The 12,761-nt window shown below is 61.8% G+C and carries 11 protein-coding genes; 9 read left to right on the forward strand and 2 right to left on the reverse strand.

The genetic code is table 11. From position 1 onward, the window contains the following. Positions 1–140: 140 nt before the first annotated feature. The gene (locus tag DK366_RS20315) at positions 141–2,477 is read right to left on the reverse strand and encodes a family 20 glycosylhydrolase (RefSeq protein ID WP_109127383.1); all 2,337 of its coding nucleotides are present in this window, start codon (positions 2,475–2,477) and stop codon (positions 141–143) included. Then, positions 2,474–3,484: a glucokinase gene (locus DK366_RS20320; RefSeq protein WP_109127384.1), complete on the reverse strand. Its 1,011-nt coding sequence runs from the start codon at positions 3,482–3,484 to the stop codon at positions 2,474–2,476. Before DK366_RS20320 ends, DK366_RS20315 begins: the two co-directional genes overlap by 4 nt. Before the next feature lie 840 nt (positions 3,485–4,324). Between DK366_RS20320 and DK366_RS20330 the strand changes: the two genes are divergently transcribed. From DK366_RS20330 to DK366_RS20380, 9 genes are all read left to right on the forward strand, one after another. Continuing rightward, on the forward strand, positions 4,325–5,596 hold the full coding sequence (locus DK366_RS20330) for a Xaa-Pro peptidase family protein (RefSeq protein WP_109127386.1): 1,272 nt from the start codon (positions 4,325–4,327) through the stop codon (positions 5,594–5,596). Positions 5,597–5,678: 82 nt separating this feature from the next. Next, on the forward strand, positions 5,679–7,076 hold the full coding sequence (locus DK366_RS20335; RefSeq protein ID WP_157956637.1) for an amidohydrolase family protein: 1,398 nt from the start codon (positions 5,679–5,681) through the stop codon (positions 7,074–7,076). 161 nt (positions 7,077–7,237) lie between these two features. Further along, positions 7,238–8,134, forward strand: a complete 897-nt coding sequence (locus DK366_RS20340; RefSeq protein WP_109127388.1) for a sel1 repeat family protein — start codon at positions 7,238–7,240, stop codon at positions 8,132–8,134. A gap of 118 nt (positions 8,135–8,252) precedes the next feature. Next, a complete protein-coding gene (locus DK366_RS20345) occupies positions 8,253–8,771 on the forward strand; it encodes a hypothetical protein (RefSeq protein WP_109127389.1) in 519 nt (172 codons plus the stop codon). Between the two features lie 168 nt (positions 8,772–8,939). Beyond that, the gene (locus DK366_RS20350; protein ID WP_109127390.1) at positions 8,940–9,719 is read left to right on the forward strand and encodes a hypothetical protein; all 780 of its coding nucleotides are present in this window, start codon (positions 8,940–8,942) and stop codon (positions 9,717–9,719) included. A gap of 182 nt (positions 9,720–9,901) precedes the next feature. Beyond that, a complete protein-coding gene (locus tag DK366_RS21330) occupies positions 9,902–10,327 on the forward strand; it encodes a hypothetical protein (protein WP_157956638.1) in 426 nt (141 codons plus the stop codon). 59 nt (positions 10,328–10,386) lie between these two features. Beyond that, positions 10,387–10,707, forward strand: coding sequence for a DUF2489 domain-containing protein (locus DK366_RS20360; protein WP_157956639.1), 321 nt, complete (start codon positions 10,387–10,389; stop codon positions 10,705–10,707). A 50-nt stretch (positions 10,708–10,757) separates the two neighbouring features. Then, positions 10,758–11,303, forward strand: coding sequence for a hypothetical protein (locus DK366_RS20365; protein WP_109127393.1), 546 nt, complete (start codon positions 10,758–10,760; stop codon positions 11,301–11,303). Between the two features lie 945 nt (positions 11,304–12,248). After that, entirely contained in the window at positions 12,249–12,617 is a 369-nt protein-coding gene (locus DK366_RS20380) for a hypothetical protein (protein WP_109127395.1), read from the forward strand. The last annotated feature ends 144 nt before the right edge of the window (positions 12,618–12,761 follow it).

Raw genomic sequence — 12,761 nt, forward strand, 5'->3', positions numbered from 1 at the left:
CGGAAAAACGCGTACGTCCCGGCGATGCCTGTGGGTCGGCATGCCGTCGTGATACCAATCTCAACGTCGTCGCCCCTGGCCTCCCGAACCAGAGTCACTCGTTCACTGCCACGGCGCAGGGCACGTGCCCCGCAAACCGCTTATTTCGAAAACGCCATTCGTGCCAACGCCCACTGGCCATCGCGAGGATCGCCCGTAGCGAAGATGCACAGGGTGCGAACACCGGCCCCCACCGGCGTCGCCACCTTTCCTTCCAGATGAAGCTGTCCCTTGGCCTGCCCGGCGCTCCCCAGCGGCAAGCGGGCAAGCAGCGGTCCCGTGCAGGAATCCGCATGAATTTCGAACTCGTCGGCAGCATCGGTGGCGTGCCGCACCACGGCGTCCTTCGCTTCGTCACCGAAGCGCCATGTCAGGCGTTCGGCGGTGATGGCGACGTGTGTTGTGCCACCGATGGATGCCTGCGGCCACAGCCAGCACGCGTTGCCGATGTCGACGGCATAGCGCGGGTTGTCGTCCTGTGCCGACTTGCTGCCTTCGATGCGCGAAGGCGGCTGCTTGGAACACGTGGCGAGCGCGCTGCCGTCGCGGCTCAGCAAGGTGGTTTGATCCAGCACCTGCGTGCGTGAAGCAGCCAGTTCGAAGCCGTCCGCCGAGAACGCGGCGACACGCAGCGTGGTATTGGCGGGTAGCGTGAGCGGCTGGCTGTACGCCGTGGACTGGTTGGTCGGATCGGAACCGTCCGTGGTGTAGCGAAGGGTTCCGAATCCCGCCTGGTTGGACAGCGTGACGTGGAATGCGCCGGTGGCTGCCGTTGTCACGTTGAAGGCGGGTGCAAAGGCGCTGTCGGCGTAACCGATGCCGAGCGCGCGGTAACGCGCCAGCTGCGCCGGCATGCGTTGAACGAAGCTGTTCCAGTCACGTGCGCTTGCCGGCGACCAGCCAAGTTCGGCCAGAGCCGCGGCACGCGGGAACACGGCGTGTTGATCGTGCGCGAACGTGCGCATCTGCTCGGTCCACAGACCGGCCTGCACGCCGATGACATGCTGTGCCTGCGCTGCTGTCGCGCCCTTCGGTATCACGATGGTGTCGTAGGCGTCGCGCAGCGTGGCGATGGGCGACGGACCGGCCCATTCATCGGGCAGGTTGGACTGATAGTGGTCGAAGTACAGCGATTCCTGCGGCGTCATGACCACGTCGTGGCCTTGCTTGAGTGCCGTCAGCGCCACGCGTTCGTTGTGGTCGCCGTGCCAGGACATCACCACCTGTGAGGTCGGCAGCGTGGCGCCTTCGGCGAGTTCGTCGTCCCAGCCCACCGGCGTGCGGCCGTGCTGGATCAGGTGCGCCGCCACCTGGCTCATGAACCAGCTCTGCAGCTGATCCATGTTGGCCAGCTTGAGCTTTTGCATCTGCGCGCGAACGTCAGGCGATGCATTCCACTGTTGCTTGTCGGCCTCGTCGCCACCGATGGAGATGTAGCGCGAAGGGAACAGCGCCATCATCTCGTCGAGCACGTCGTCGACGAACTGCAGGGTTTTGTCGTTCGGGTTGAGCAGCCACGGGCTGACGCCCCAGTCGGTCCATACGGCAGGGCGCTTGCCGGTCACGCCCAGCCACGGATACGCCGCGATCGCGGCCTGCGAGTGTCCGGGCAGGTCGAATTCCGGCACCACATCCACGTAGCGTTCGGCGGCGTAGCGGACGATCTCGCGCGCGTCCGCTTCCGTGTAGTAACCGCAATACGACTGGTCGGCGCCGCCGGTCAGTTCGCTGTCCAGGCCCACGGCCTGGCGACAGGCGCCAATCCTGGTGAGCTCGGGATACTTGGGAATTTCCAGGCGCCAACCCTGGTCTTCGGTCACGTGCCACAACAGCACGTTGAGCTTGTTGAGCGACATCCAGTCGATCAGTTTCTTGATGTCGGCCACGCTCTGGAAGTGACGACCGGAATCGAGCAGCAGTGCTCGCCACGCAAAGCGCGGATGGTCGTCGATGACGCCGTTGGCCACCTTGACGGGTGCACCATGTGCCCAGCCGTTCGGCGTCAACAGCTGCAGCAGGGTGGCGCTGCCGTAGAACGCGCCACGCGGCGTACGTGCGGTGACCCGGATGCTGCCGTTATCCACCGTGATGCGATAGCCGGATTCGTCGGCGATATCGGCAGCCGGATTGACCTCGAACGTGATGGACGCTTGCGTCGCAGCGGTCGTGGCCACGCGCAGGTGCAGGCCGTTGGTGTCCGCCACGTGCTGCACGAATCGCTTGGCGATGGATTGCACGGGCTCGTGATCCGCACCAAGTACCGCCACCACGGCGCCATCCGCAATCTCCACCGCGCCGCTGGCAGCGGGATTCGCCTTGGCTGGCTGCGGCAGCAGCGACCATGCGGGAACGGCAGGCGCTGCAGTGGCCGCACCGGACGCAGCAAGGCAGGCCGTCATCAGGCAACGGAAGAGTCGCGTTGTCGCCATGGGGCTCATGTGCCCGTACCACGCGCGGCGTCATGCATGGACGAGCCAGGCAGAGCGTGCCGCAGATACCACTGCGCGGCTCCCTGCACGCCGTGGCGGCCGTGCTCCGTAACCCACACCGGCACATGCGACAGCACGGCACGTGCGCTGCGTCCGTGCAGGAATCGTTCCTCGAAGTCACTGCGCTTCAGCAGATCGAAGATGGACGACAGAAAGCCGCCGGCCAGATACACGCCGCCGGTGGCCATGAAGGTCATCGCAAGGTTGCCGGTGAAGCTTCCCAGCGCGGCACAGAAAATCTCCATGGCTTCCACCGCCCGCGCGTCGCCGCGCGCCACGGCCGCCTTGGTGACGGCTTCGGGTGTCACCAGCGTGGGCTCGTCGTCGTGCAACGCGCACAGCGTTTCGTACACGGTGAGCAGGCCAGGTCCCGAGACGATATGTTCAAACGGCACATAGCCGCCGTTCGGTGCCAGGTGGGCGAGAACGGCGCGCTCGCGCACCGAGTTCGGCGCGAAATCCATCTGGCCGGCTTCCGTGGTCAGCACAAAGCCGCCATCGGCGCCGGGAATGTGCGCGGCAGCGCCAAGCCCCGTACCCGGTCCAATCACCAGCGTGGGGCCGCTGGGCGCCTTGTCCGGGCCGCACAGGTGGCGACCACCTTCGGCCAGCGAGCCATCGAGGGCATATGCCAGCGCTTCGAAATCGTTGAGTACGGCCACGTCTTCCAGGCCCAGCGCGGTACGCAGCTGTGGCAGATGGATGGGCCAGGCGAGATTGTCGTTCACCACGTCGTCGCCCATGATCTGGCCCGCGCAAGCCAGCACGCAGCGCTTAACCGGGGCCTTCACTTCGGCATCGATGAACACCTGCAACAGGTCCGACAGCGCCGGGAACTCCGCGCACGTGAACACGCGATAGGCCAGCGTTTCCACCTTGCGCGCCTCGTTGTTCGAGGCGTGCATCAGCGCGACACGCGCATGCGTGCCACCAATATCGGCCGCCAGAAACGGCATCGTTGGTCTCCCCACCAGTCGATCCGAATGTGTAACTACCCCCGTCCCGGGCGCCCCCGCGCCTCGGAACGGTTATCAGGTTGTAACGACATTGACACCGGTGTCAAGCCGTGGCGCAGCATGTACGAAAAATGCCTAGGACACGGTTGTCATGGGGTGCGAAGCAGGGCGGTTGTGCGGAGGCATCCGCAACGCCTGCTTCCACGCGTTGCGTGACCAAACAAGAAAAGGACGACGACCAACGCGCCAACTCGCGAACAACGGGTTCTTGTTTTTGCTCACTAGCAGTTCGACACCGCTGCACAGCACAGCCATCCGATATCATGTTTCATATCGAGCCAGCGGGTTGTTGTTGAGAGGAACACGAGATGTCCGAACCCACAGCCGAAGGTCTCAAGCGGTATCCCGCGACGGCGGGATATAACGTGGATCTTGCCAGCTCGATTCCCTGCGTCTGCACTTCCACGTGCCTCGTTCGCTGCGCGGGTGAATGCGGCTGCGAAGCCTGCTCGGTTCAGTTCACGACCTTTTGCGAAACGTCGGGCCGATTGAGCGCACTCGTGTCAACCTCGAACGCGGAAGAAGAAGCGCTCGATGCGTACAGGCGCGTGGAGGTTGCCGAGCCTCCCGTGATCATCCGTCGTGGCAGGTTCGACGGTCGATAAAGGCGACGACAAATCGAAGGTGATGGTTCGCAAGCGCCGGTCGCGCGCCAGCGGTATCCAGGCGACCCAGGGCCTCTTACAACCCGACGTGGACGCGGCGCTGAAACGGATAGTGGCCGCGCCACCGATGGCGGCGGCATACTGCGGGCATCCTTGGCATCGATCTGGAGTCTCCATGCGTCGTCGTGACTTTCTCACCGGGGCGGTAGCCGCTACGGCTGCGTCTTCCGTCCTTATGCTGAGCAGTCGCGCGGCGCAGGCCGCGCCAGCCGGGGCCGCCGGTGTGACCGGCTTGAGCTCCCTGACCAAGGACGCCAAGCCGATTTCGGTGGAGGAGCGCCTGGCCCGCATCGCCAAGCTGCAACGGCTGATGGTCGACCAGAAGATCGGCGCCCTGATCCTGGAATCGGGTTCGAGCCTGGATTACTTCACCGGCGTGCAATGGCATCGCTCGGAGCGCACGACGGCTGCGGTGATTCCGGCCCACGGCGAGGTGGTCATCGTAACGCCGGCCTTCGAGGAACCCTCCATTCGCGAAACCCTGGCCGTGGGCGGCGATGTGCGCCCGTGGAACGAACACGAAAGCCCGTTCGCCCGCATCGTGGGTGCCTTGCGCGACCGCGGCGTTACCTCCGGCTCGATTGCGTTTGAGGCAACCACGCGCCTGTTCATCGTCGACGGCGTGCGTGACGCCAGCGGCGGCGCGTACACCGTGGTTTCCGGCGATGCGCTGGTGAAGGCCGTCCGGCTGATCAAATCGCCCGCCGAACTCGCGCTGATGCAGACCGCCAACGACGTAACCCTGGCAGCGTTGCGCTATGTGCATGGCCACGTCCGCGCCGGCATGCGCCCTGACGAGATCGGCGACATGATGAATGCCGCCACCGTGGCCCTGGGCGGCGCGCCGGAGTTTGCCCTCGTGCTGATCAACGAGGCCAGCGCCTATCCGCATGGCTCGCACCAGCCGCAGACCTTGCGCGAAGGTTCGGTGATCCTGATGGACGTGGGATGCGCCGTGCACGGCTATCAATCCGACATCTCGCGCACGTGGGTGATGGGCCAGCCGACCGCGAAACAGCGGAAGGTGTGGGATACCGTCAAGCGCGGCCAGGAAATCGCACTGGCGACGGCCAAGCTCGGGACCCCGGTGGGCGCCATCGACGACGCCGTGCGCGCCTATTACGAAAAGGAAGGCTGGGGGCCCGGCTATCACTTGCCCGGCCTTCCTCACCGCACCGGCCATGGCATCGGTTTGGACGGCCACGAGCCGCCGTATCTTGTGCATGGCGACACCACGCCGCTGGCGGCGGGCATGTGTTTCTCCGACGAGCCGGGCCTCTATATTCCCGGCGAATTCGGCATCCGACTGGAAGACTGCTGGCACATGACCGACACCGGCCCGAAGCTTTTCACCGGATTGGCCAAGTCGATCGACGACCCGATCTGATCGGTGTGATTCCGCAGCCTGATGTTTCACTGACTCCTCGACGCTGATGTTCAACGCTTGTCGACAAAGGGTGGTGTGGCTCATGCCATGTGCGCTTGCCGCACTGCTGTGGCATGCCGTGGCGATGGCTGCTTCATCGGCTCATGCGGCAACGGTCATTACGGACGTCACGATTGTCGATGTCGTCGCAGGGCAGAACGTGGGGCCGCGGACGGTCCTGATTGAAGATGGCCGGATTGTTTCCATCGATGCGCCAGGTGCCGTGCATGCACCGGCGTCGGCCCAGCATGTCGATGGCCGGGGACGCTTCCTGATTCCCGGCCTGACGGACATGCATGTCCATCTGTTCAATCTTTCCTCGCACCGTGCGCCCAACGACTGGTCCTTTCCCTTGTATGTCGCCAATGGCATCACCGGCATACGGGACATGCGTGCCGACGCGGCATCCATCCAGCAGGTGAAGCAGTGGCGGGCGGCGATGGAAAGCGGGCAGCTGATCGCGCCGCGCGTGCTTGCCTCCGGCATTGCCGTATACGGGACATCACCTGCTGATGCCGCGGCCGACGTGGATGCCGCTGCGGCGGCGGGCACCGACTTCATCAAGGTGTTTTCCGACGTTCCTGCCGCAAACTGGCGAGCCATTCTGGCGCAGGCCAAGTTGCGCTCGCTGCCCGTGGTCGGACACGTGCCCGCCGGTGTCGAACTGCTGGAAGCCGCGAAACGGGGGCAGCGCACCAGCGAGCACCTGACGCAGGTATACGAAGCCTGCTCATCCAGCGAGGCCAGGATTCTTGGCGACCGCCAGGGTCTCAATGGCGAAGCCTTGATGTCGCGCGTGGACTCGCAGGAAGCACAGGTGCTCGCCACGTTTGATCCTGCCGTGTGCCGGCATGCGGCAAAGGCGCTGGCGGCGACGGGCCAGGTGCAGGTTCCCACGCTCGCGCTTGCCGACGAAGACACGTTCGCTCAAAACGCCCAGCGTGAACACGACGATCGCTGGCAGCTTCTGCGCCCCGATGAGCAGTTGCGTTGGCAGCGGTTCGTGGCGGGATACACGAAAGACGATCCCGAGCTGGCAAGTCGACGTTGGCCCATCGCGCGAAGCATCGTGTCGATCCTGCATCAGGCGGGCGTGCCCATCATGGCGGGCACGGATTCCCCCATGCCCGGCGTCTATCCCGGGTTTGCCTTGCAGGACGAATTGCAGCTGCTGGTCGAATCGGGATTGTCGCCGATGGATGCGTTGCGCGCGGCTACGCTTGAACCCGCCCGGTTTCTCCATATCGACGATGTGAGCGGGTCGGTGGCCGTTGGCAAGCAGGCCGACCTGGTATTGCTCGATGCCGACCCCACCCGGGACATTCGCAATGCGCAACGCATTCGGGCGGTGTTGCTCGCAGGGCGTCTGCTGACGCGCGGCGATCTCGACGCGCTGCTCAGCGATGCAACCAGGGCCCAGCACCCGGCACGCCATCCCTGACGGTGGCGTCAGTCGTCCGTCTGGACGGCTACGCCCCGGAAGATGCAACGCAGAGCTTCCATCCAAACCGGGCAGGGGTGGGTTATCGCGTCATGGATTCTTGTAGGGCCGGTTGACTGGGAGTACGTTGCTGACCACCACCCCATCCAGCAGGGATTGCCATGGCCGTGATGATGTTCTCCCAGCGGGTTCTCGCCACACTGTTCGTCTCGGTTCTGTGCGCCGGTGCGGCCTTTGCCGGTGAAGATCTTTCGCTGCGCACCATCCCCATCGACGACACGCCGGTAAGCACGGCCGCTCCCGTCGAGGATAATTCCACCGAAGACAACACGCGCGCGTTCAATACGCCCACGGACGACGGGCGCCCCGGTGAATACTTCTTCGTGCTGGGCGTCCAGGCGGCCAAGAAAGGCGATTACCGACACGCCATGGACATGTACAAGATCTCCGCCTACTGGGCCTACAAACCCGCGGAATACAACCTGGGCGTGATGTACCTGAGTGGACAGGGCACCGAGGTTGACCTGCCACAGGCGCTGGCCTGGATGGCGCTGGCTGCCGAGCGCAACGACGCACCGTACGTGCGGGCACGCCAACTGGTGTATGCCCACCTGACGCCGGCGCAGTACGAACAGGCCAACGTCATCTGGCGCGGCCTGCTGCCCAAGTACGGCGATGAGAGCGCGTTGCCGCGCGCCAAGGCGCAATGGCACGAAGCACTCGTCAACGCCACGGGCTCGCGCGTGGGTTCGTCGGCGGCCCACGTCATGGTCGGGGGCGCGGATGGCTCACCCAACCACATGGCCAAGGCCAATCTGGACGTCCATTCCGGCGGCCACATCAGCCAGAACCCGGGCGAGGTCACCGGTGTGCACCAGGCCGATGGCGCCATTGCCTACCAGGCGCTGCACACCACAACCAACCCCTACGATCCGCGCGTGATGCCTGTCTCCGGCACCGCCACTGTAGGGTCGTTGACCCAGGTAAAGGACAAGGACGCGGAAGCGACCAAGCAGCAGCCTGCGGACAAGGATTCGGGCGACACGACGCATCCGTGATGCGGCCAGCGCGTGGCGTGGAAGCCTTCCCGTCTGTGCTGTCCTGGCCCGGCTGTCGTGCTCATTTTCGTGGGGCAACCGTCCCGGTATCGCGCTCTACATTCGACAAGGACTTCTTATGTATCAGCTCAAATTCGGCACTTTTCTCGTTGCACTGATTCTTTGCTCGACCACCTGTGCAAGCGATGCAGGTACGACCTTGCCTGCGGGTGAGGCCGCGAATGCTGCGGCCGCTCCCTGCAATGCAGAATCAGCCATCGCCAAGTTCGAGCTCAAGGTTATCCAGGACGGCAAGACGGAAGCCGATGTCATCGCGAGCCCCAGCCTGTGCGGGCCTGGTGCCCGCGTGGGAATTCATCACATTCCCTCCGTGGCGGTCGACAGCCGTCAGGTTGATCCGTCCAACGCCTTGGATGTTGAGCTGTCGATTGATCGGGCCGGTCGCTCCGGGCCATTCCTGCTGTCGCTTGAAACCAAACACCTGGATGCCGCCCATCCCATACAAACCGCTCCCGGCGCCGCGATTGCAAACGTGGCAACGCGCTCATGGAGCGGCGCGGTGTCCCTGAAGCCCGGCGACGAAATGACGATATTGAAGGACGGTGGGCAAGTCGCCACGGTGCGCCGCGTCCAATGAGGGTTGGTCGCGCAAGGTTGGCCAAGCCGGTTTGACGGGTACATAGGATGTCCGCTTTCGGTTCAACGCAGACGCTCCGCTTCCAGATCGGCGTCAGGCGCGTTCGGTGACAGATTCCGGCGCGGGGCCCAGTGAGTCCAGACGGCATGTAGCCAGGGAGGGAAGGCCATGATCATTTCCAAGGAAGTCGTGGAAAGCGATGCTGTTGCGGTGTCGGTTGGAATGTTTGCTTTTGCCTATGCGCAGCACCTGCCATCCATCATGGTGGCCATTGGTGCGTGTGCGGGTTTTTCAGCACAGCTGGCTGTTTGGAAAACTCTCGTGCAACCCGCTGATCGCGATCCGGGCGACTTTCTGTGCAATGCAAGGACCAAGGCCGGCGAGGCTTTCGTCATGGGAGATGCGATCAACCAATTCCTTTGGGCCACGCTTCCTGATCGACTGTCCTTCCTGAGCACGGCCGCCGGTGGTCTTGGCGACGCCAGCGAACTTCCCGATCTCGCCGAGCTGGCGCGATATGTCATCCAGACGATGGGCAACGAGACTTTCGGCGTGCCTCGTTATCCGCGTCCAGGCGAATATGCCGAGCTTCCGCGCATCGCGCTGAAGAAGGTCTTCCCCAATGTTGTTCGTCAATTCGAGCGCGATGGTCATCCGGTTGCCCATTGGCCTGCGCTGCTCGGCCTTATTGCCTGGCGCATCATGAATGCCAAGCAAAATGAGCTGAAGTCGGCGCATGCCATTGCGATGCTGATGGAATCGGCCGTGCCCATGTCGCGCATCGATCCGTCAACAATGGATACACCACGTTTCGATATCGACTGGAAATTGGGGCAACGATGGGGTGGTCGGGCCATGACCAGCGATACCGGTCAGCGGGCACAATTGTTTGCCGACATACATGCCGCGTTGCCGAGCAATCTGGAGCAATCGGCCCGGCCTGCGTGAGTCGTGGGTATCAATTTTTCGGCAATGGGCAAATCTACTGACAATCTATATCTCGTCAGGGGTATGCCGTCACGTGATGCTTCGATTCGCTTTTACGACAGCGCTGCCGCTACAGCCTTCCGGAGGGAAATTGTGCTCTGATCGCGGTTCTGGCCGTGTCGGTTTGACGAGGACGCAGCGGATTGTCCGGTTTCAACCCGACACGCAATGTTTCAGCATGGAAATATTTGCTCCGCTATCACCTCACGTCTCTGCCAATGCCTTTTTCATTTCTCAAGAAGATCAGATTTGCTTTTCGTGAGCGCAGCGCTCAACGCCAGGCATGGAACATATCCAGCTCGGCCAGCGGCCGACAGCTCAGTGCGTTCCAGGCGGCGGCACTCGATGCGATCCGGCATGAGTTGGGTGAGCTGGCCTTTTGCGAGGAAGGCGAGCGCGACATGTTCCTGGTCGCCCGGCGGTCGGATTTGAATGTCTACGTCTATCGGGATGGTGCGGCACTGGAAGCGGGTTCTTCGAACCATCGCTTTGAACGATGGGACTACGACTCACCGGAAGAGTTGATCGAAGCTTTCGTCAGGAGTGCTCGCGACATAGAGAATATCTAAGGTCCGCTTTCGACCCGAAGCGGACAATTCAAAAACTTGTTTACACAAAGATTGGCGGCATGACGCCCGAACAAGAAGTAGCACGGAAGAAACAGCTCGTTTCCGCTGCCAAGGCTCTCCTGTCATTACAGGTTGGCGTCGGCATAGGCTGTGTTCGCATAAACAAATTTCTTCATTGGCTATCTCTTCAAGACGATCCGCGTTACCAAATCTTCAAGCAATTCCTTGCCGCAACGGCGGGCCTACCCTTGGGAAACGAGCGCTTGCGTTGGGCGTATGCAGCACTGCTCGAGTGCGACGCCAAGCTCGCAACGATAGAAGCGGATTTCAGACCAAGGATTTTGGGTGCGTGCATCGATATCATTGGGACCTACGGCTAAGGTTCGCTTTCGACCCGAAGCGGACATCCGTGCGACGGTAAGGAGAAGTCATGCTTTTGGGGATTAGCTATCTGGTCGTCGGCGCGGTCTTTGCGTTATTGGTCGCCTTCTTGAGCGACCGCCAGCCAGCGTCCGATCCTGACGCACCGACATATCGGTATGACCTCTCCCGGATTTGGTGTTTCATAGCCCTTGGCTCAGGGATTCTTCCAGCCATTGCCTGGCTATTTATTGGGCCTGCAATGGACGGCTCAGAGAGGTATATCGTTTATGGACTTGGATTTGCCGTTCCATTGGCTGCAGTGAGCGTCTATGTCTACTGTTTGAGGTATCGAATTGTGGCGACAGACGAGGCATTGGTCGTACACGGGCTCGTGTTCACCCACTCGATTCCTTATAGGAATATCCGGGAAGTGGTTCTCAAGGATAGTCAGGGTCGCGGCGCTCAACTGGAACTATTCGATAATCGAGGGAAGCGTATTCTGACTGCAACCGATAGCTTCGATTACCTCGGAATCTGCGGCGTAGTCAGGACTCGAGCTGCAAAATACGGTGTCCTCTACAGACATCGTGATGCGTGGGGAAAATGGGCTTAAACCGTGATGTTCGCTTTCGACCCAAAGCGGACATTTTGTACGGTGGCGACGGAATGAGGGGGGGCGTGACTAAGGGAGAATTTCTCCGACTGATGGGCTTTCCCCGCGAGTGGGAGAGCTGGGGTCTCTACCCTGATGAGCTCTTCCAAGGGCAACTCGGCCTTTATCGTCCGGGCGACGAGCAAGGCGCAGAGCACGGCAGGAACGGTGCATTCCACTGGTGGCTTAGGCGATCACCGTCTAAAGGAGTCTTAGAGAAGCTGCTACTTCTCGCCAACAGGGATAGTGATCCAGTGATGGCAGCGGATGTTCGGAGACACATCATTAGGGCACTTGATGAGGCTTAGTTGCTTTAATCAAGGCTGTGCATAAGGTCCGCGTTCGACCCGAAGCGGACACTCGCGTTCATCGAGCAGGAAGCCATGAGTGAGCAGCAGAAATACAGAAAGCTGACGCCACCGCCCCCGACGCCGGCAGACGAGTTTTGCGAATGCGTTGATGTGCCTGGGGTCTATTTGGCGTTCGACCTAGCCGAAAACCCTCTCCATTGTGGGGTTTGTCGAAGGACGGTTGCGCCGGAACGAATTGCTGTGCCGTCACACCTGGTCGACGCCATTGCCGATTGGACAGTTATATTCAGTTCTCTCTACAAACTGTGGCTCCAATCTGGCGCCTACGAGGAGTGGGCGTATAAGCAACTCGGGGATCGAACCAGTCCAGTGAATCGAGAAGGGCTTGAAGTTGCCCGGGCATTGTCTGTCGAGCGGTCTTGCGCCTACCTGTGGTTTTGGAACGAGCAGCGGCCCGAAAACTGCCCCAACTGCGGTTCTGGTTTTACACCTTTACCGAATAGATTCCTCTACTGCCCGAGCTGCAGCGTCTACGTGTAAGGTGAGCTAGGGCTTATGTCTGCTTCCGACCCAGAGCAGACCTAAAGGGGGAGGCATGAACGAAGGTCAGGTGAACGCACCCGAGGCCCGGAACTTTGAGGCCAGGCTGACGCCATTGATGGCCGATTTTCGTTTGCGGCACTCGATGGTGCCGGTGGACGAAGTTCGCTACTTCGGTATTGATCCGAAGGGCGGTGGTCGCTTGTTCCTCGCGTTCTTCAAGTCTGCGAACTTTCTGCTCAAAGTGCGGACTGTTGATGGCGCCGCGGATGTCCTTCTAGGGCCCGTAGGAGCGACGCTGCAATGGCAGGACGATGGCTGGTTCTGGCCGTCACAAGTTGCTGGGACATCCATAGAAAACGCGCCAGACATCGGCGAACTAACTTCGCTTCGAGATCAATTGAAGGGCGTTGGTTTTATCTAACAGAAGGTCCGCTTGCGACTGCGGATTCAGCCGGTCGTTGCAACACACTAAAGACTGCGCGAGCAGTAGGAGTGTTGCAAGATGTCCCAACGACCTCCGACGCATTACACCGATGCCCAGATCGGGTTGATGTGGGATCGCTGG

This window comes from Dyella sp. C11 (assembly GCF_003121485.1).
Taxonomy (GTDB): Bacteria; Pseudomonadota; Gammaproteobacteria; order Xanthomonadales; family Rhodanobacteraceae; genus Dyella.